The organism is Kitasatospora sp. NPDC041988, from assembly GCF_055588525.1.
Window position 1 is genome coordinate 116,751 of record NZ_JBVJCO010000004.1, and the last position, 17,917, is coordinate 134,667.

16 protein-coding genes are annotated in these 17,917 nt (G+C 70.8%); 2 read left to right on the plus strand and 14 right to left on the minus strand.

The window, feature by feature from the left end; translation table 11 throughout:
* Positions 1-4 precede the first annotated feature (4 nt).
* The 5 genes from ACZ6NC_RS06525 to ACZ6NC_RS06545 form a co-directional block, all read right to left on the minus strand.
* Positions 5-928, minus strand: a complete 924-nt coding sequence (locus ACZ6NC_RS06525) for an adenine nucleotide alpha hydrolase family protein (protein ID WP_465729574.1) — start codon at positions 926-928, stop codon at positions 5-7.
* The gene (locus tag ACZ6NC_RS06530) at positions 925-2,712 is read right to left on the minus strand and encodes a type IV secretory system conjugative DNA transfer family protein (RefSeq protein WP_465729576.1); all 1,788 of its coding nucleotides are present in this window, start codon (positions 2,710-2,712) and stop codon (positions 925-927) included. Before ACZ6NC_RS06530 ends, ACZ6NC_RS06525 begins: the two co-directional genes overlap by 4 nt.
* 102 nt (positions 2,713-2,814) lie before the next feature.
* The gene (locus ACZ6NC_RS06535; RefSeq protein WP_465729578.1) at positions 2,815-3,255 is read right to left on the minus strand and encodes a hypothetical protein; all 441 of its coding nucleotides are present in this window, start codon (positions 3,253-3,255) and stop codon (positions 2,815-2,817) included.
* A gap of 27 nt (positions 3,256-3,282) precedes the next feature.
* Positions 3,283-4,275 carry a hypothetical protein gene (locus ACZ6NC_RS06540; RefSeq protein WP_465729580.1) on the minus strand — a complete coding sequence of 331 codons (993 nt, stop codon included), beginning with the start codon at positions 4,273-4,275 and terminating at the stop codon, positions 3,283-3,285.
* Positions 4,276-4,659: 384 nt separating this feature from the next.
* A complete protein-coding gene (locus ACZ6NC_RS06545; RefSeq protein ID WP_465729582.1) occupies positions 4,660-5,937 on the minus strand; it encodes a hypothetical protein in 1,278 nt (425 codons plus the stop codon).
* A 645-nt stretch (positions 5,938-6,582) separates the two neighbouring features.
* Here ACZ6NC_RS06545 and ACZ6NC_RS06550 point away from each other — a divergent pair.
* The gene (locus tag ACZ6NC_RS06550; RefSeq protein WP_465729584.1) at positions 6,583-8,289 is read left to right on the plus strand and encodes a hypothetical protein; all 1,707 of its coding nucleotides are present in this window, start codon (positions 6,583-6,585) and stop codon (positions 8,287-8,289) included.
* Between the two features lie 78 nt (positions 8,290-8,367).
* Positions 8,368-9,063, plus strand: coding sequence for an SMI1/KNR4 family protein (locus ACZ6NC_RS06555; protein ID WP_465729586.1), 696 nt, complete (start codon positions 8,368-8,370; stop codon positions 9,061-9,063).
* 232 nt (positions 9,064-9,295) lie between these two features.
* On the opposite strand, the gene ACZ6NC_RS06560 is transcribed toward ACZ6NC_RS06555, so the two are convergent.
* From ACZ6NC_RS06560 to ACZ6NC_RS06600, 9 genes are all read right to left on the minus strand, one after another.
* Positions 9,296-9,793 carry a hypothetical protein gene (locus ACZ6NC_RS06560; RefSeq protein ID WP_465729588.1) on the minus strand — a complete coding sequence of 166 codons (498 nt, stop codon included), beginning with the start codon at positions 9,791-9,793 and terminating at the stop codon, positions 9,296-9,298.
* A 27-nt stretch (positions 9,794-9,820) separates the two neighbouring features.
* Positions 9,821-10,594 carry a hypothetical protein gene (locus tag ACZ6NC_RS06565; RefSeq protein WP_465729590.1) on the minus strand — a complete coding sequence of 258 codons (774 nt, stop codon included), beginning with the start codon at positions 10,592-10,594 and terminating at the stop codon, positions 9,821-9,823.
* Positions 10,595-10,815: 221 nt separating this feature from the next.
* A complete protein-coding gene (locus tag ACZ6NC_RS06570; RefSeq protein WP_465729592.1) occupies positions 10,816-11,517 on the minus strand; it encodes a hypothetical protein in 702 nt (233 codons plus the stop codon).
* Between the two features lie 234 nt (positions 11,518-11,751).
* On the minus strand, positions 11,752-13,251 hold the full coding sequence (locus ACZ6NC_RS06575; protein ID WP_465729594.1) for an ATP-binding protein: 1,500 nt from the start codon (positions 13,249-13,251) through the stop codon (positions 11,752-11,754).
* A gap of 33 nt (positions 13,252-13,284) precedes the next feature.
* Positions 13,285-13,737, minus strand: a complete 453-nt coding sequence (locus tag ACZ6NC_RS06580) for a DUF6238 family protein (protein ID WP_465729596.1) — start codon at positions 13,735-13,737, stop codon at positions 13,285-13,287.
* Positions 13,738-13,771: 34 nt separating this feature from the next.
* Complete coding sequence (locus tag ACZ6NC_RS06585) at positions 13,772-15,229, minus strand: SCO6880 family protein (protein WP_465729598.1); 1,458 nt, start codon at positions 15,227-15,229, stop codon at positions 13,772-13,774.
* Positions 15,230-15,379: 150 nt separating this feature from the next.
* Positions 15,380-16,813 (minus strand): SCO6881 family protein, encoded by a 1,434-nt coding sequence (locus tag ACZ6NC_RS06590; protein WP_465729600.1) that lies wholly within the window; start codon positions 16,811-16,813, stop codon positions 15,380-15,382.
* A 27-nt stretch (positions 16,814-16,840) separates the two neighbouring features.
* Positions 16,841-17,548 (minus strand): hypothetical protein, encoded by a 708-nt coding sequence (locus tag ACZ6NC_RS06595; protein ID WP_465729602.1) that lies wholly within the window; start codon positions 17,546-17,548, stop codon positions 16,841-16,843.
* Complete coding sequence (locus ACZ6NC_RS06600; RefSeq protein ID WP_465729604.1) at positions 17,548-17,856, minus strand: DUF6112 family protein; 309 nt, start codon at positions 17,854-17,856, stop codon at positions 17,548-17,550. Before ACZ6NC_RS06600 ends, ACZ6NC_RS06595 begins: the two co-directional genes overlap by 1 nt.
* Positions 17,857-17,917: the final 61 nt, after the last annotated feature.

The window sequence follows — 17,917 nt, forward strand, 5'->3', positions numbered from 1 at the left end:
GGTTTCAGGCGCTGAGGTCGAAGCTGTCGGCGACGGGGGAGCCGGAGCGGCAGGCCCAGGGCGAGCAGCCGTCCGGGTCGCCGGCTTCCAGCTCGGCGTCCGCGATGGCGTCGAAGATGTCGCCCTGGCGGTGGGACCACTCGTGGGCGGTGACCCGGTCGATCGGCGCCTGGTCGAGCGGGCGGCGGGAGCGGTGCAGGTACGCCTGTCCAAGCAGCGGGGTGCCCTGCGCGGTGGCCCGCGCGTTGCCCTTGCGGATGGCGTGGTCGAACTCCACGACGTCCCGCCATTCCTCGGGCGAGCCGTCGCGCAGCTGCCGCCACTGGGAGTTGCCGTGGTACGGGCATCCCAGGCACGCACTCTTCGGGGTCTCGCCGAAGCCGCGCGAGCGCAGCAGCCGCTGACAGTCCGAGCGAGAGAAACCCAATTCAAGGAGGGGGAACCGGTTCTTCATGTAGGCGACGTCGGCGTCCTTGGCCCGGTGCACCTCATCCACCGAGATGCCGATCCACTGCTCGACGAACACCCCGATCGGAATCCGCTGCGGGTGCGGGCAGCCGAGCAGCTCGCGGACCTGCTCCTTGATCGGGCGGATCTTGTACTGGCCCGTGCACTGCCTACGTGAAAGCCCCTCGGTGCCTTGGGGGTTGAGGATGTGCAGCGGCATCGAGGCGAACCGCTTGGTGGGGTCGAGGGCGTCGTCGCGGATGTTGCCGGAGGACACCCGCAGGATCGGGATGCCGGCGGGCTTGGCGATCTCCTGCTCGATCCGGACCAGGTGTTCGTAGACGGCGCGGGGCTCCCCGCCCGTGTCGGCGAAGATCGCCACATCCAGGCCGGGCAGGTGCCCCTCGGCGGCCAGCAGCAGAAGACATGTCGACTGGACCCCCGCACCGAGCGACAGCGAGCGGAGCTTCGGCGCGCTCACGACGCGAGCCCGAACTCGTCGCGGCCGGCATCCTTGGCGAGGGCCCGAGCGGTGATCGCCCGTGTCGCCAGGACCGAGGTAGGGCCGATCTCCTTCGCGGAGGGCTCCTTGTACCAGGGCCGAAGGTCGAGCATCGCCACCTTCATCCCGGTGGCGAACAGCAGCGCCTTCCCCTTGGGTAGGGCGCGGATCTGGTCCGGCGGCAGGATCCGCTCGGTGCGCATCGACACCGAAGTGGACTTGCCAGAATCGGAGTTGGACACCGAGACGGTCTGCACGTCATGGTCGCCGATCTGCCGGGACAGCTTGTCCGCGAAGTCCGCATCGTCGATGCCACTGCCGATGATCTTGACGGTAGCGGCGCTCCACAGCGAGTCCATGCCGGCCTCGCCCCAGCACTTCTGTCCCTGCCGATAGGACTGCAGGATCGTCATCGGGATGACGCCGCGACTTCCGAGGTGCGAGTAGAGGTCGGGGAGGTCGCTGATCCGGCAGACGTTGGCGGCCTCGTCGAGGACGCACAGGGCGGGCGGATCGAGCCGTCCGCCGGAGCGCTCGGCGACGATGACGGCCGCGCGCATCACCGCGTCGGCCGCAGCCGCGATGATCGCCCCGGCGTTGCCGCCGCCGTCCTTGCTGAGCAGGTACAGGGTGTCGCGGGAGGTCGCGAAGTCGGCGGGCTTGAACTCGGGCAGGCCCGGGGTGGGGGCGACCCAGGCGGCGATCTCGGGATCCAGCAGGCAGCTCGCGTACTGCCGGGCGGTCTCGTAGATGCCGTCACGGGTCTCCGTCGCGCCGGACACGGTGCCCTGGAGCTGGGCGGCGACCGCGTGGTGGCCGGCGTCGGTCAGCAGGTCGACCGGGGTGCGGTCCGCCGGGGAGGCCAGCCAGGCGAGGACATCGGTGATCGGGCGCCGGAACGAGGCGGCGGCCAGGAACAGCGCGCCGAGGGTGTTGCTCGCGGCGGTGCTCCAGAAGTCGCTGCCGTTGGACTCGTCCACGCTGGCGGCGACGAAGTGCCCGGCCAGGCGCTTGGCGCCGGCGAGGTCGCGGGCGTCGGCCAGGATGTCCCACCACATCTCGCGCGGGTGGTGGGCGATCTGCTGCGGGTCGAGCGTCCAGATCGTGCCGACCTTCGCGCGCGGGCCGACTGTGGCGGTGAACGCGTCGTTGGCCGCCTTGTTACTGGTCAGCAGCACGGGTCCGGGGGCGGCGAGGATGGCCGGGATTGCGAGGCCGGAGGTCTTGCCGCTCCGTGGGGCCATGATGGCGACGAACACGTCCTCCCAGGAGCCGCGGACTTCCGCGCGGCTCGGCGAGAGCGTGCCGACGAGGATGCCCCGGTCGGCCGGCGCGATCCGCTTGGGCTTCATGTCGGACAGGCTCGGCCGCAGGCTATTCGCCTTGGCGGTGATCTCCTTGTCCAGCAGCGGAGCGAGATCGGCCTTGCCGGCGAGCCCGTTCTTCGCGCCGCCGCGCCGCCGCAGCACCACGCCGAGCGCGATGCCGGCGAGCAGGGCGGTGAGCAGGCCCGGGACGATCCGCGCCCCGACCTGCAGGGTGGTCGGCGCGAGGTGCGGCCACAGGATCTGCGGGTGCAGGAGGGCGTCGACCGGCTTGAACGGACGCCAGGGTCCGCTGCCGAGGAGCGTGTTGGTGAGGTTGCCGGTCGCCCAGGCGAGGGAGCCGAAGGCGAGGGCGGCGCCGACGAGGCCGAAGAGGAGGTAGAGGAGCGCGTCGGTGCCGGTGGTGGTCGACGGCGCGCTGGTACGCGGAGCGGGCATGGGAGTTCCAGGGGTTGGCGAGCGGGCGGAGGGGCGGGGCGCGCTCGGCTCTGCTGTGGATCACGGCAGGGCTCCTTTGCTGGTCGAGGGGGAGGGAACGTTTCAGCGCTTGCGCTGGTGGGGCACCTTGGCGGCAGGTGCGGCAGCGACATCGGTGGCGGGCACCTGGCCCGTGGTGTTGGCTTGTGCAGCGGCCGGGGAGCTCTGCTGTGCGGCGGCGACCCGCTGCTCGTCGGAACGGACGATGGTGTCGCTGCCGATGTAGCCGACGACCAGCTGATGTTCGATGGCGACCTGGTACAGGGAGTCGTTCAGCAGACCGGCCGCACCGGATGCGGCGAGCAGTTGGTCGGCGCCGGGCCGCTTCGGCTGGAGGCTGTAGGAGCCGGGGTTGCCGGCGTCGGGCGGGGCGGTGAAGCCGAACTGGCGCAGGGTGCGGTCGATGAGCCCTGGGGCGTCGGTGCGGGAGTCGGCGCGGATCTGGCCGTCTGTACCGCGGTAGATCTCGACGTCGGTGCCGCGGTCGTCGGCGAGGTTGCCCATCGGGAAGCTCCTTGAGGTGGGGTCGGGTTATCGGGTGCGCGGCGTACGGCCGGCGGGGCCGGGCGGCGGTGCAGGTGTAGAGGAGTTGAGCCTGGTGCCGTGCGCGGCCGGGGGGCCGGCGGTGGGTGAGGTGGCGCGGGCAGCACGCTGGCGGGCGGCGGCCTGGTCCTCCTTGTACTGGTCGTAGCTGTCCATCGCGCTGGGGGCGGAGAGCACCGACGGTTCGGTGAGCTCGCGGGTGGTGATGCTGGTGGTCCCGCGTCGGCGCTGGAGGAACTCGGGGTGGTTGGAGGCGGCCGGGGCGAGGGGGAGCGCGGCAGCTTCCTGCGGTGCGTGGCGCAGGTCGTGGTGGATCTCGGCGAGCATGGACGTGCAGCCGTTGAGCCGCATCCACTGTGCGAAGGCCGGGTTGTGGTGAGGGTCGTCGAACGTGACCCGGGCCCGCACCCAGTCAGTCGCGGCGGCGGTCACCTCGGTGAGCGCGCTGAGGATCCCGTGCTCGGGGTCGAGCACCTCATTCAGGATCTGTTCCACCTCGGCCGGGGTGGCATCCTCGGCGAGCCGGTCGGCGAGCCGCCGCAGGGCGGTGGCCGGGGCCAGGGCCGACGCCGCTTGCGGCAGCGGGGAAGGCTTGCTGCTGTTGGGGAGTTCGGTGCCGTGAGCTACGACGGCACCGGCCGCGGGGCTGGTGGACGGGTTAAACCCGGGGCTCGCGGAATCGAGGCCGGGCAGGGCAAGCCGACCGCCGCGGGAGACCAGCCAGTCACGAACGTGGTCCGTGCTTTCCTCGGGCGCGAGGTCCCACCACAGCCCGTGTTCCAGGACCTCGCCGCCGTCCTTCGGCTCGACCTGCCACAGGATGCCGTCCTCCCAAGCGAGGTGGAGACGGTAGGGCACATCGTCGAAGGCGACGGGCACCTCCACCGAGACGGCGGAGCCGCCCATCCCGACGGCTTCGCAGGGGATGCCGTCGGCCGCCAGGCGGCTGGCGAGCCAGTCGGCGCGCGCCTGCTCGGACATCGCTTCGAGGTCGGCAGCGGTAGGGGAGGGCGGGCCCGGGGGTCGGGGCGACCTTCGCGCCGGTGGCGGACAGCCACAACCACACTCGGCTGGCTGACTGATTCGGTGTCAGGTCATCCAGCGTGCCCTCGTCGAGGTATTCGACAGCCTCGGGATCCTCGAGCTGCCACCGCAGGGTCTCCTCCCACTGGAGGTTGAGGTTGCGGCGGTCGCCGTCGAGCACGATGGCGATCTGCGCGGAGTAGCAGGGTCCGCCCATGGCGACGGCCCTGGCCGGCAGGCCGCGCGCGGTGAAGTGCGCGGCGAGCCAGTCGGCCTGGTCTTCGTACGACATGGCAATGAAGTCCGTGTCGGTCGGCACAGTGGTCTCCTCGTTCATCGCGGTCACCGGGGCCGCCGGACCGCAGGGGTGGTGGCGGAGTGGGCGGTCGTCGGGGTGGCGCTGGGAAGGGAGGGGCCAACGGCACGCGCGGACGCGGCGGGGGAGGCCGCGCGGGCCGTGCTGGTGACGGCGGTCGCGTAGTAGGTGGCCACCTTGGACTGGTAATCGCCGCCCTCCAGCAGGGCCGACTCATCGAGAGTGCGGAACTCGGCTGCGGCACCTTCCAGTTCCTGGCCGATGCTGGTCAGCTGCTCGGCGGCGGCGGTGAAGCGGTCGGCCAGCTCGTACGCATCGTCGTCGAGGTCGCTGACCTGCTCGGCGGCGGCCTCCATGGCTTCCTGGAGCCGGATCAGGACGCCGTCAGTGGGGTCGAGAAGCTGGTCGAGGGCGTTCGCCGCAGTCCTGGCGTTGGCGGCGCCCCTGATCTGGTCAGTGAGCCGCAGGATCTGGCCGCCGACGACGCGCAGGCCGTGCGGGTCAGTCGGGGTGAGCCTGCTGGCGTCGAGGTCGGGGTCCAGCTGGACGTTGTACCGGGCGACGCGCAGCATCTCGGCGGCGTGGGTGGCGATGGCACAACGGTCGCTCTGCGCGGTGGTGGTGGGCAGGCGGTGGCGTCGGCCGTACCAGTCGCTGATCTCGGCGAAGCCGGCGTGCTTGAGGAGCGTGGCGGACAGGTCGTCCGTGGCGCCTTTGGCCGCGACGCTGCCGCTGGGCTCGATGTTGATGGTGATGAACGGGGCGGGCACGGAGATCTCCGGGGAACGGGGCGCGGGGATGTGAACGCCGGGGAGGTGGCCGAGCTCGGCGGCGATGCGCTGGCACTCGGTCTGGACGCGGAACGCGTCGCTGTAGGAGTTGTGGAGGCGGCCGTCTTCGCGGACGAGAGTGGCCACGACATGGACCTGGCGGTCCTCGTTGCGCACGGCGACCCACCGGCAGGCGTCCGGATCGCCGGCCGGGGCGATGCCGCTGGCGGCTGCCACGCGCCGGGCCACCTCGGCCCACTGGGCGTCGGTCAGGTCGCGGTGTCGGGGGTCGGAGCCGACCGAGCAGATCCACACAGGCTGCTCCGGTGCCCGGGTGCCCAGGCGCTGCAGCGGCTCGTCGAGCGCCTGGGCGAGGTAGGGCAGGGAGCCCGAGCGGTCGAGCAGCTGGATCGGGGCGCCATGGCAGTCCCCGCCGACCAGCCGGGCGTTGCTCTGGGTGCCGCGCTCACCCGGCCCGTACAGCTCGGTGAGCAGGCCGGCGGTGTTGCTGGCACGACGCAGGTGGGCGATCACGGGAGCTACCTCGAGTGGGAACGGCGGTCCGGCCGCTCGTGGGTTCGGGCGACTGGGGAAAGAATCCGAGGATTCGCCGGTTTGGTACGGCCGGAATCGCCTGGTAAAAGCGGAGGCCGCTCGCCGCGACGGAGGGCAACCGCCGCAGCGGATGCAGCCCGAGGCGGAGTCAGGCGCGGCGGGTGAGGCGGTGGTCGCGGGCGAAGTCCTCGCAGGCGAACTGGGCGAGCCGCTGGCCGTGGTGTCGCGGACAGAGCAGTGCCACCTGAGCCGCCTCGACGGGGTGTGCCCGGAACGCGGTTTGCGCCAGGCCGCAGGATCGTCGAGCAGTGCGGCCAGGTCTGGGAGGGCGATGCTGTCCTGCGCGGTGACCTGGGGCGACCACGCGGTGAGCAGGTAGGGGTCGAAGCCGGGTTGGGTGCGGCTCGTTTCGAGTGAAGCTCGCGAACAAGGGAAGGTAGGCGCCGATCCCTCCTGGATCACTGCGACCGATCGGGCTAGCGGTTGCCTGGCTTACATGCTCGCGGAACACCATCCTGCGGTGAACACGGCTCGGTCGGCGTGCAGCTGATCGGTCGTCACCTGGTAACGGCGCCCCGTGGCTCAGAGGCGGGGCCGGCATCGGGCTGGCAGGATGCTGTGTCCATGAGCACTCGTCCCAGCGCCGTCTACGATTCCCTCGCCATGGACTTCGCCCTTCTCGCCGCGAGGGAGTGGCCTCAGATGTCGGCCCGGTGGATCTGGCCGACGCAAGCAACGGCGGTGGCGCGCCATCGCGCTCCTGCTGCCCTGATGGATCCGGCGCAGGCGGGGGAGTACCTGGCGGTGCTACGCGCCGATATCCAGGACCAGATCAGTCAGGTCACCCAGTCCTACCCAGCCCTGCAATGGCTGTGGTACCTGCGGCGCCTGCCCGACCTGTTCGAGGGGAAGCTCGCGACCACGGGCCCCAGCGACCGCGCGCTGATGGAACTGGCCGCTGCCACCAGCCGCACTCCGTGCCTGGGCCTACCGATGAAGGACGGGCAGCTCCGGTTCCCGGTGACCGACGGCATCGTCCGCCGGGTGCTGCGGCTGTGCGCTATGACGATCGCGCTGAGCGACACCGATGCGGCGATGCGCCGTGTCGGTAAGGGCCTGGCTGCCCGCGCCCGCGCGGACGCTATCCCTGCCACGGTCCCCGACGAGGCCGTATCGGCTGCGATCGACTTGTACGACCGCCGGGTCGCCGAGCGCGAAAGCGGGCTGCTGGCCCCGGGGACCCGCCTGTTCTCCCACAACGTGCGCCCCGGAGACCCTGCGGCGATCATCACTGTTTTCCCCGTCGGTTGGCAGGGCCTGACGGCCTGGCAGGGAGCGCTGGCCGACGGTCAACAGGTGAACGTGTGGGGGCGCTACCAGCCGGCGTTCCTTTCCCTGCGCGATCTGCGCACCGTGCTGGCGCGCACCCAAGGACAGGCATGGTGGCACCCCGCCCTGCCCGCCGTCATTGCCCTGCTCCAGGCCCTGTCGTTGCACCTCGTCCACTACACCCGCCACGGCTGGCTCAGCCTGGTTCGCTACGGCTACATCGGCACCCGTTGGGATCTCCTGATCGACCTCGTCGACCGCAGCCTGCCGGTGCTGCGGGAAGGGCTGGAGACATGGTTTGAGACTGGCGCTCCGATAGACGCAGGCCAGGCTCTCGCCGCAATCACCGCCCTGCCCTCCCCTTGGGAACAGGTCCCAGCGGGCCCGATCCTGCACCGTGCTGGCGACGACGTCCTCATCGACGTCGAAGCCGCCGTCCGCCACCTGCTGCCCATGAGCACGATCGCCCCGGCCGATCAGGGCGCACTGGTGAACGCCCGAGCCTTCCATTTTGAGGAGATCGTCCAGGACCTCATCGACCACTCACCCTGGAAGCCGTCGTCTGCAGCGCCGCGTCGCGGGCTTGATCTCTACCCTGTCAAAGGCCAGCGCCTGACGGATGTGGACGCTGTCGGAGAGAAGGACGACACTCTGCTCCTGGTCTCCTGCAAGAGCGAGCCCTACACGGCGCAGTTCGACGCTGGCGACTACCGCACGGTCCGCAATGCCGTCTCGCGGGCGGAGGAGGCCGTCGCGAAGTGGGACAAGGTTCACCGCACCCTGACGGAGCGGCCGGTGGGGTCAAACTACGACCTGAGCCGCTACACGCGAATCATCGCTGCCGTGTGCTACCCCCACGTCCCCTACACCCCACTCGGAGGAGCCACCCAGGTCCTCGACACGAGTTCGACCGGTCAGCACCTCAGAACCGCTAGCGGGTTTTCTGAACTTGCCGCCTGGCTCCATGACAACCCTGACCCGATCAAGGTGCACTCCCTCTGAAGGGGGAGCTGAGCTCGGGGATCACTGAGCGGATGTCCTTTGACGCTGAAGGATTGTCGGCGACAGGCGCTAATGTCCGTGCTCGCCGTCGATAGGAGAGCTTTGAACACGCACGTGGACTGGTCCGGAGTCCGGGAACGCGTCATCGCTGTAGAGGAGGCCGAGCGTCGGGCCCGTGGCTGTGAGCCGTCTGGATACTCGACACTCGAACCTGTCCTGACACCCGCTGAGATCGCGGAGGTCGAAGCACAGCTCGGCGTCACGCTCCCCGACGAGTACCGCACGTTTCTGGCGGAGGTCGGGGCCGGCGGCCCCGGCCCGGCGATCCACCTCACGTCGTTGTGCCGGATCGACGGGACATGGGGATGGCTCTGGGACGGGGGGTACCACTGGCGGCTGGACCCCAGCGGGCCGTTCGTCGAGACGGAAGGCTGGGCCGACCAGCAGATAGCGACTCTGCGCGCCGCTGGGTACGAACCCACCACCCGCGACGAAGACGACGACTACCTTGACGACTACCGCAACGTCTTCGGCGACGCCGGCGACGAGGCCTGGTACCTGGAACGCGGCCGGGGCGCGATCCTCATCAGCGACAACGGCTGCGGGATGACCGGCTGGCTCGTCATCGTCGGCCCGCACCGCGGGGGACTACGCGACCGGGACTGCGCGACCAACCCGCCCTTCGAGCCGTACCTCGATGCGAAGGGCAACCCCCACACCTTCCGTACCTGGTACCTCGAATGGCTTGAGCAACGCGAGAGCGCAGCACGATGACCAAGAGCTGGTGACGCTCGTCCGACCCACGCACCGCGCCCTACTCAACCCTCCCTTCAAAGGAACTGCATCCAGCCGGGTTCGCTGCTGTGGAGTTGGGTTAGGAGCTCGGTGGTGCTTTCGGTGCGTCGCACCTGGCAGGGCAGCGGGTAGGTGGTCACGGTGGTTCCGCTTCGGTCGTCTCGGGCTGGTGACAGGGGCTGGTGCCCCGCCGGGCGGGGCACCAGATCGGTCAGAAGTGGGGGTTCTCGACGGGCCGGTCCTGCTCCGTGGCCGCCTCCAGCAGCTCGGTCAGATCGCCGGGCTCGGAGGCGCGCTGGTCGATCCACCAGCCGGCGCGGGTGATGGTGCGGGCAGCGTCCTCGATCCCCTCCCACTCGGCCTCGCTCGTTTCGCCTTCGAGGACGAGGGTGGTGTAGGCGGCGGACAGGATCTGGTGCCGACAGCGCACGCCCCAGGCGACGGCGCGCTCGGTGCCCTCCAGCGGCGGCATACGGTACTGCTCGGACCAGGCGTCGGATTCGGCCTGTTCTTTGGCGCGCTTGGCTTCCAGCCAGGCGGCCTTGTCCTGCTCGTCGCCGTCCTTGGCGGCCCGCCAGCAGTCGGTGCACTTCTGCTTGGCGAGCCACTCGGCGTAGCCGGCGCGCCGGTCGGCGGGCCGGGCGGAGAGGTCGCGCTCGGCCTCGTGTCCGCAGGAGTGGGTGATCGTCCAGATCTTCTTCACGGCCATGGGGGCTGCTCCATAGGGGAGTTGGGGTCAGCGGTTGCGGGCGAAGGCGATGCGCGGGTCCACAGGACGCGCAGCCGGGATGGGGGAGCTGGGCTCGGCGGCCGGCGCCTTGCCGGGCACGCCCGTGCGGGCCGGGCTCGCAGTGAGGGCGGCTGCGTTGAGCGGGAACCGGTGGGTGGTGGAGCCCTGGCCGCTCTCGTGCCGGACTGCTGCTGGAGTTGGCGTGCGTCGAGTGGTGGCCTCGGCGAGCTGCGGCTGGACGGCCACCTGGAGGTCACCCGCCCGCTGCATCGCTGCTGTGGCTCGAGCGAGCTTGCCGAACGCCGCACCGCGGTCGGTGGCTGCGGGCAGGGTGTAGACGTCCAGCTCGTGGCTGAAGCTCCAGCCGTGCTCTTCGAGGATTGCGCCGCCGCGCTCGACGGCGTTGATCGTGTCGGCAGTGGCCGCCACGACGCCGAGCTTTGGGTGCTCGGCGAACGCGACGTCCGGCTCGGAGCGCCCGTTCACCATCCGTCGGGTGGACGCCGGTTCAGGGTCGAGGTCGTCGTCGGCGTGCACGGCGTAGCCGGCATACCGGAGCGTGGCCACAGCCTGAGTGGCATGGGCCCGGCTGTCGAGGTGCTTGTCGGTCAGCGCATACATGATCTTGCTGTCGGGGACGCGCTGGAATCCAAGGCGCTCCAGCATCCACTCGGCGCCCGCGAGTTGGCGTGGGTTGGCTGCGCAGATCCCGAGTTCGGGGTCGCGGCCGATGGCGATGTCCGGTTGGAAGCGGGCGTGTTCGAGCTTGGGGTCGGGCATGGCAGGTCCATCCGAGGGGCGGGGGGTTGGGGAAGAGCGCGGTATTGGGGCGGGATCTGCCGGCGCGGTTCAACGGGATGCCTCCAGAACTGAATTGGGTCATCGGGTGGGTGCGGCTGGGCGGCGTGTGGGAGCCGCACACGTGGACTGGAGAGGGGGCAGCAGCAGGCGCTCTGGGACTCGGTGTGCGGATAGTTCGACGTCCATGGGATCCCGTCCGGTCAGGGTCGGCGGCCAGCCACCGACGCCTGCGACTGGACCGGCGGCGGTGGCGGCAGCACCGCTGACGGTGCGGACGTCGTGGCGGAGCGGGCGCTGGCCGCCGCAACACGCGGTTCGGCCGATGCCTTGGAAACGGCTTTGGCCGGGCGGAGCACGCGCATGTGCTCCGGCACGAACGCCAGGGCTTCGACGGCGTCCTCCAGATACTCCTGGGCCGACTCCATCGCTCGACGGGCCTGTGACAGCTTGAAGGCGAGCCCGTCCCGGTAGGTGCACGCTGGTTTCGTCGCGGTCCAGTGCGCGGCATCGCTGATCATCCGAGCGACCTCGATCAGTGTGCCGTCGTTGACGTCGGACATGGTGGACAACAGCGTTGTTACGGTGCTGAGGTTGTCCGCCTCGGTGATCTCGTCGGCCATGGCCTTGACCTCCCGACCTGACGCTGCGGGTCGAGAGCGCAACTCTGGTGCGATGGTGACCTCGTACCGGGCAGCGGTGAGCATGTCGTACGCGGCGCTCGCGATCTCCCTCTCCTCGGCCGGGGCCAGGTCGTAGGGCGCACGCCACCAGGAAGAGCCAGGAGTGGAGACCGGAACAAACCCAGCCCGCTGGAGGAGAAGGCTGCTCAGCTCGTCGCCGGAACCTTCGGCGGTCACACCCGCGCCGGGCGGGCGCGAGATACGGATAGAGGGGGTGTTCACGGGATGACCTTTCGAAACGGGGCGAGTCCGGGGGAAGCGGATCACAAGCAGGATCTGAGGAACCGCCGGTTTTGGCAGGCCGGAATCCGGTGATAGCGGCCTGTCAGCGGGACCGGTGCGCGGTGATCGGCTGGGCGTTCTTGGGCAGCAAGGTGACGTTGCGCGGGGCACGGCAGCGGTGTCGGAACGGGCCAGGAGGCCGGTAACGTCGGTATCTGGCAGCCAAGTTAGCCCTCAAGTCATGCGGGCGTCGGTGTCGAAGAGCGCCTTCTCGGCCGGGTGGAGGATGTGCTGCACGATGAAGCTCCGCCCGGCGACCTTCCATAGCCCGCGTCCACGGGTGAGCGCGGACACGGCCTGGGTCTCGACACCGGTCAATCCCAGGAGGGAGGCAGCGGTTGCGAGCTGGTCGCTTTCCTGGCGGTAGATGATGCGTGTGCTGCAGTCGGCGAGCAGGCCCTCGGCCAGGACCCGGCCGCGCGAGCCGGCATCGCCGGCGGACAGCAGGTCGGACAGGCGGTGGATCACCATCACGTTGGCGATGCCCAGGCCGCGTGAGAGTTTCCACTGGCTCTGCATCCGCTCGAGTAGGCCAACATGGCGCATTACCCGCCACGCCTCGTCGTAGATCACCCACCTCCGGCCGCCGTGCGGGTCGGCGAGAGCGGACTCCATCCAGGCGCTGGCGCAGGTCATCGCGAGGACGAGCGCGGTGTCGTCGCCGCTGCCGCCCAGGCGCGAGAGGTCGATGGTCAGCATGGGGACGCTCGGGTCGAAGGTGAAGGTGCTCGGGGCGTCGAACATCCCGGACAGGTCGCCGTGGACCAGGCGCCGCAGGGCGTGGGCGAGGTCCTCGGCGGCTGGGCCCATCCGTCCGCCCTGTTCGCCGAGGGCGGCGTCGAGGCGCTCGGGTGAGCCGAGGGTGTGCGCGATCTGGCCGAGCAGCGGCACTGTGCCGCGCGCCTGGGCGTCGGCGACGACCAGGTCCAGCGAGAGGTCGAGGGCGGTGTGTTCCATCGGGAGCAGGTCGCGCCCCAGTACCGTGCGGGCGAGGCCGGCCAGCAACATGAGGCGGCGCTTTCGGACCTCGCCCGCCCAGTCCTGCTCGCTCACGCCGTCCGGCCGGGCTGGGGCGTCGAGCGGGTTGAGCCTGCCCCTCAGCCCGGGCCCGAGCGCGATCGTTTGCCCGCCGAGGGCCTGGGCGACCGCCGTCCACTCGCCCTTCGGGTCGGATGGCACGTACACGCGGTAGTTGTGGGCGATGGCCCGGGTCGCTATCGACTTGGCGAGAGCGGACTTGCCCATGCCGATGATCCCGGCCAGCACGGCGTTCGGGTTGGTGAAGCCCTCGACCTTGCCGCTGTTGTAGAGGCTGAACGGGTCGTAGCAGAACGAGCCTTCCGAGTGGACGTCCCGGCCGATGAAGATCCCCTCCGAGCCCAGGCCGCCCTCCGCCAGGAACGGATAGGCCCCGCTCGCCACGGCGGTGGTCATCCGGTGGGCGGGCAGGCGCACCTTCCCGCCTCGGGCGGAAGCTGGGCCCGGTCGACCTGCCGACGGGTGGGTCGCCCGGAGCTCCGGATCGAGCCCCTCCTCCTCCCGCTCGGGCGGGGCCTCGGCGAGGCGGGCCTGGCGGCGGGCCCGGTCGAAGTCGCGGCGGGCGGAGCGCAGTTCAGAACGTGTGGACTTGCGGGGGACAAACAGGGGGCTGGCGCTGGCGCGGGTCTTGGGCATGGCGACGGGCTCCGGTGGGTTGGCGGGAGAGGGTCAGCGGCGCACGAGGCCGGTGAACGGGGTGTGCAGGTCGGCCGGTGTGGTTTGGCGGCGGACGCGGTGTGCGGTGCGCTGGTGGCGCTGGCAGATCGTCAGCTCGGGCGCGCCTTCGGGAAGGCCGGCCTGGCACGCCTCGCGGTCGGGCACCTCGCCGCTGCCGGGTCGGGGAGCGCAGTGGTAGGCGGCGTGCACGTGGTCGGCCGCCTGCCAGATCCGGGTGCGGGCGGCCCGCAGATGCTCGCCCTCGATCGGCACGAGCGCACCGGTCCGGCTGGCGTGGGCGTCCAGCAGGGCGTGGAGGGAGACGAGGTGGGCGTGCAGGCTGTCCAGCTCGGTGCGTGAGGTGACGAGTGGGCCTGCGGGGATGTTGAGCGTGCGGTGGAAGTCGACCGCCGCGGTCGCGAAGGGCAGGAAGTCCTCCGCGAGGGGAGTGGTGGTGCGGGGCATGGCGGTGCTCTCCAGGGGGTGGGGGCTGGGTGGTTCAGGCGGCGAGGGCGAGTGGGAGCGCGGCGGCGGTGAACGCCTCGGCCTGCTGCCAGGTGAGCGGGCGCAGGTCGAGCTGGGCGGCGACGGCGGCGGTCTCCACGACGGCGCAGGCCGAGCGCAGTTCGTCCTCGGTGTCGGCGCTCACCGTCAGCAGGCCGGTCAGGGCGACGTCGGCGTGGCCGGCGATGAGCTGGCGCTCGCGCTGCTTGACGTCCTGGTACTCGACGGTGTCGGCCTCGCTGTCGACCTGGCCCCGGCGGGCGCGCTCGGCCGAGTCCGCGATGATGCTGGCCTTCTTGCGCTGGACATCGCGCATGGCCGCGTCCAGTCCCTTGGGCTCATACGCCAGGGACAGGGTGCGCTGGACCCCGCCGCTGAACAGCAGTTGGTGCAGGAACCCGGCGCTGGTCTCCGTGCGCGGCCAGTTCTCCACCCAGTAGGTGGAGTGCACGGCGGAGTCGGTGGCGATGTGCCCAGCGCGCTCGACCACCACCACGGGGCCCGCAGCGGCGGGGTCTGCCTCCGGTCGGCCGGAGGCAGACCAGCGCTCCAGCCCGGTCAGGGCCTTCGGGTCGTACGCAGTGCGCACTACGGCAGCGATCTCGGTGGCGGACAGCCAGCCGACCGGGTTGAGACCTGCGGTGCGGGCGGCCTGGTCGAAGGTCGCGGTCAACTGGGCCAGGACCGAGAATCCACCGGCGAGGCCGCCGCCGGCCTGGTTGATCAGCCGCCGGGCCGCCTTGAAGTCCAGCGAGATGGCCACGTACGCCTCGTGCGGGGCGGCAGCAGGTCCCGCATTCTTGACCAGCTCGCTGTAGATGTCTCCGGCGAGGGGCGCATCCGGGTTGCCAGTCTTTTCCCAGTAGCGCCGAAGCGCGTCGCCCGAGGCCGGCATCGTGCGCTCGATGACCTGGATGCGGGCGATGTGACCGGTGCGGGCCAGCGCCGCCAGGGCCCGGCCCCAACCGTTGACGTTGGTGTTCTGCGTGGCGGGGTCGAGCAGCGCGTAGGCGCGGCTGCTGACCTTGACGACCGCGGTCAGAGTGCCGGAGCGCGGGTCATGGACCGCGCCGTACCGGCGGTCGGGGGCGGTGACCACCCGAAGGCTCGCGGCAGTACCGGGCAGGTGCAGCAGGCCCTCACGTACCGGCCTCCGGGAAGGCCGGGCGAGCCAGACCAGCTGGCCGCGCAGGCGCCGCAGCGCGTAGCGGGTGACGATCGGAGCCCAGTCGGCGAGGGAGCGGCCACGGTGGCGGACGAGGACGAACAGGGCCACGGCGGCCCACAGCGGGATGAGCTCGAGCGCGCCGACCACGCCATGGGTGAGGACGACGGCGAGGAGGAGAAGGCCGGCGAGGGAGGCGACGATCAGCTGGGCGGCGGTCAGACCCAGCAGGATGCCGCGCTTGGAGCGGTGCGGGAACTTCACGGTGGCCGGGGAGGTGTCAGTCATCGGGGATCCAGGAGGTGCGAGCGGGCGGATGGGGGCGGCGGTCGCGGCGTTCTTCTGGAAGCCATGGCGGAAGTCCTGTTCGGGGGTTCGGGGGAGGAGGGGCGGGCTGTGGCCTGGGCGGTCAGCAGCCCGCCCCGAGGAGGTGAGCGGTCAGGAACCGGACGGAGGCTGCTGGGGGAAGACCCAGCGCTGTGGGGACGGTGAGCCCTGCGGGGAGGGTCCACCGGCCGGCGGAGCCGGAGGGCTGCTCGGCGCGGAGCCCGAGGAGCCTGGAACGTGACCGGTGGTGCCCGACGGTCGGCTGACCGGTGAGCCCTGGGCCGACGGTGCGGCACTCTGGCTGGCGGAGCCCCCCGATGCCGTGGAGTCACCCGACTCCGAGCCGCCGTCGTCACCAGCGGCGGGTGCTCGGGTGATGAGTGCGGGGATTCCCGGACGCTGGATGAGGGCACGGCCCCGGTCTCCGCCGGCGCTCGGGTTCTCGCCGAAGCGGAAGGTGCTCGGCGTGCTCGGCGGTCCGGCGTCGATGCCCTCCTTGCTGAACCGCCCGGAGGGATCGATCCCGGAGGCGACACCGTCCTGGCCCATGCCCGGAACCTTGGCGGGGCCCTGAGGTGCGGGCGTGCCGGTGCCGACCTGCATCGCCATGCTCGCCGCAGTCTTGGCCGCACCTGCGGCGACCGCCACCCCGGCGACACCGGTGCGGTGCAGGTCGTCGTGCCCGCCGTTGTCCGTCGCCCAATGCACGAACTTGTACGTCGCGTACGGGCACAGTAGGACGAGCACCATCACGACGATGCCCGCCATCGCGTCCGAGAGCGCCGACATGCCGTCCTTGGCATCGCTCTTGCCCATCGCGGAGACGCCGATCAGGAACACCACGGTCATCAGCAACTTTGACACGACCAGGGTGGCCGTGGCCTCGATCCAGCCGCGCCGCCAGCGCTTGGCGACCTCCCAGCCGCCGCCGCTTCCCGCAAAGACCGCGAGGGCGACAAGGATCAGGACGCCGACCTTGCGGGCCACCATCGTGCACCAATAGAGGAAGGCGCCGATCGCACAGCCCAAGGCGACCAACGACGGTACGCCCCAGCCGAGTCCGTACATCGCGCCGAGTTCGTTCACCTTGACGACGCGGCGGATCGCGTCTTCCACGGAGGTGTTGGCGGCTTGGAACAGGCCGTCGCTCAACGCGTCCACGACGGTGATCGCCACGCTGGTGAAGGAGATCGCGCAGAAGGAGAACAGGACTCCGGTCATGGTGCCGATCGCGGCTTGGGCGAGGGCGCGTTCGTCGCGGCGCCAGGCGGCGAACATCAGCTGGATGCAGAACGTGCCGACGATGATCGACAGTCCGATGGGAAGCAGCAGCGCGTAGTTGTCGCGGAACCAGGGGGCGTTGAGGTCGATGCTCGTGGTCGCGTTGACGGTCTTGGCGGCGAGGTCGGCTGCGCTGGAGGCGAGCTCGCCGGCGGATTTGGCGATCCACGCGCCGATGCCGTCGGTGATCGACTTGCCGGGATCGGAGACGAAGTTGGCCGCGTCGCAGACCTGGCTCATCAGGGGAAGGTCGCAGACACCCATGGGGGTACCTCCTTTCGGGGGTGGTGGTCAGGGGGAGACGGATGGGAAGACGCCGGCGAGCGTGCAGTTCTGGGAGGGGCGGCACTGCACCGCGAGAGTCGTCGAGCGGGCCTCGGCGCCGCCGGCGGGCGAGCCGTTCCAGCTGATCGACTGCTGGCCGGATACGGTGACGGCGTAGACGTACGCCTGCGTGATCGCCCCCGGGTCGGCCTGCAGAGCCTGGGTGAAGGAAGCCGGGAAGTGCGCCTCGTCCACGCTCGCGGTCGCGAACTGGCCGTTGTCGGCCATCCGGCCCCAGAGCACGGGCGAGGGCACCAGGGCATCCACGGAGGCGGTGTCCGCGTACTTGGCGTCCGGTGACATCCACTTGTGCAGCGTGGCCAGCAGCTCGGGCTGGGCGTAGGAGCGGGTGTCGTACGACCACAGCGCCGATGCCGCCGCCTTGCCGAAGGCGATCGGATCCTGGGTGGCGGGCGGAGCGGGCAGGGCAGCGCGACCACTGGGTGCGGCCGAAGCCGCGGTCGCGGAAGGCAGGGCAGAAGGAGAGATGGCCGAACTCGCCGAGGAAGAGGGGTCCTTGGCGGGCGCCCTGCCGTCGCGGGTGAGGTAGGCGAACAGGCCGGCGAGGGCGACGAGCACGGCCAGGACGGCCGTGCCGAGCAGCGCCCGGCGGCGCACGCGAGATGCGCCGCCGGGGTCGCCGCTGCGGTCAGCGGCAAAGGAACGCTTGAGCATCAGTGGACCTGGCCGCCGAGCGTGGAGAAGAACGCGACCACGCCGTTGGCGGCGCCGAGCAGCAGGGCCGTGCCGGCGGAGACCAGTACGCCCTTCTTGCCGCTGGCCTCGGCCTGGTGGCCGCCCGAGTGGTGGCCCCAGGCCCACACGCCGGCGCTCACCGCGAGCGCGCCGACGACGGCGATGATGCCGAAGAGGTTGATCGAGCCCATCACCTGCTTGAGGACGGCGAGGCCGGGCAGGCCGCCCTCGTTCGGCTGGATGCCCGGGTCGTAGGCGAGCTGGATGGCCTTGTCGGCGAGAAACATTACGAACTCCAGTTCGATTCAGTGCACGCGCCAGCCCGGATCGGGGAAGGAGGCGGTGCGG

What these genes read in the sequence shown, in the direction of transcription:
- ACZ6NC_RS06595 (WP_465729602.1), bottom strand. Translation starts at nt 17,548, where the DNA reads ATGCTCAAGCGTTCCTTTGCCGCTGACCGCAGCGGCGACCCCGGCGGC.
- ACZ6NC_RS06565 (WP_465729590.1), bottom strand. Translation starts at nt 10,594, where the DNA reads ATGCCCGACCCCAAGCTCGAACACGCCCGCTTCCAACCGGACATCGCC.
- ACZ6NC_RS06575 (WP_465729594.1), bottom strand. Translation starts at nt 13,251, where the DNA reads ATGCCCAAGACCCGCGCCAGCGCCAGCCCCCTGTTTGTCCCCCGCAAG.
- ACZ6NC_RS06590 (WP_465729600.1), bottom strand. Translation starts at nt 16,813, where the DNA reads ATGGGTGTCTGCGACCTTCCCCTGATGAGCCAGGTCTGCGACGCGGCC.
- ACZ6NC_RS06535 (WP_465729578.1), bottom strand. Translation starts at nt 3,255, where the DNA reads ATGGGCAACCTCGCCGACGACCGCGGCACCGACGTCGAGATCTACCGC.
- ACZ6NC_RS06540 (WP_465729580.1), bottom strand. Translation starts at nt 4,275, where the DNA reads ATGTCCGAGCAGGCGCGCGCCGACTGGCTCGCCAGCCGCCTGGCGGCC.
- ACZ6NC_RS06585 (WP_465729598.1), bottom strand. Translation starts at nt 15,229, where the DNA reads ATGACTGACACCTCCCCGGCCACCGTGAAGTTCCCGCACCGCTCCAAG.
- ACZ6NC_RS06580 (WP_465729596.1), bottom strand. Translation starts at nt 13,737, where the DNA reads ATGCCCCGCACCACCACTCCCCTCGCGGAGGACTTCCTGCCCTTCGCG.
- ACZ6NC_RS06560 (WP_465729588.1), bottom strand. Translation starts at nt 9,793, where the DNA reads ATGGCCGTGAAGAAGATCTGGACGATCACCCACTCCTGCGGACACGAG.
- ACZ6NC_RS06530 (WP_465729576.1), bottom strand. Translation starts at nt 2,712, where the DNA reads ATGCCCGCTCCGCGTACCAGCGCGCCGTCGACCACCACCGGCACCGAC.
- ACZ6NC_RS06600 (WP_465729604.1), bottom strand. Translation starts at nt 17,856, where the DNA reads ATGTTTCTCGCCGACAAGGCCATCCAGCTCGCCTACGACCCGGGCATC.
- ACZ6NC_RS06550 (WP_465729584.1), top strand. Translation starts at nt 6,583, where the DNA reads ATGAGCACTCGTCCCAGCGCCGTCTACGATTCCCTCGCCATGGACTTC.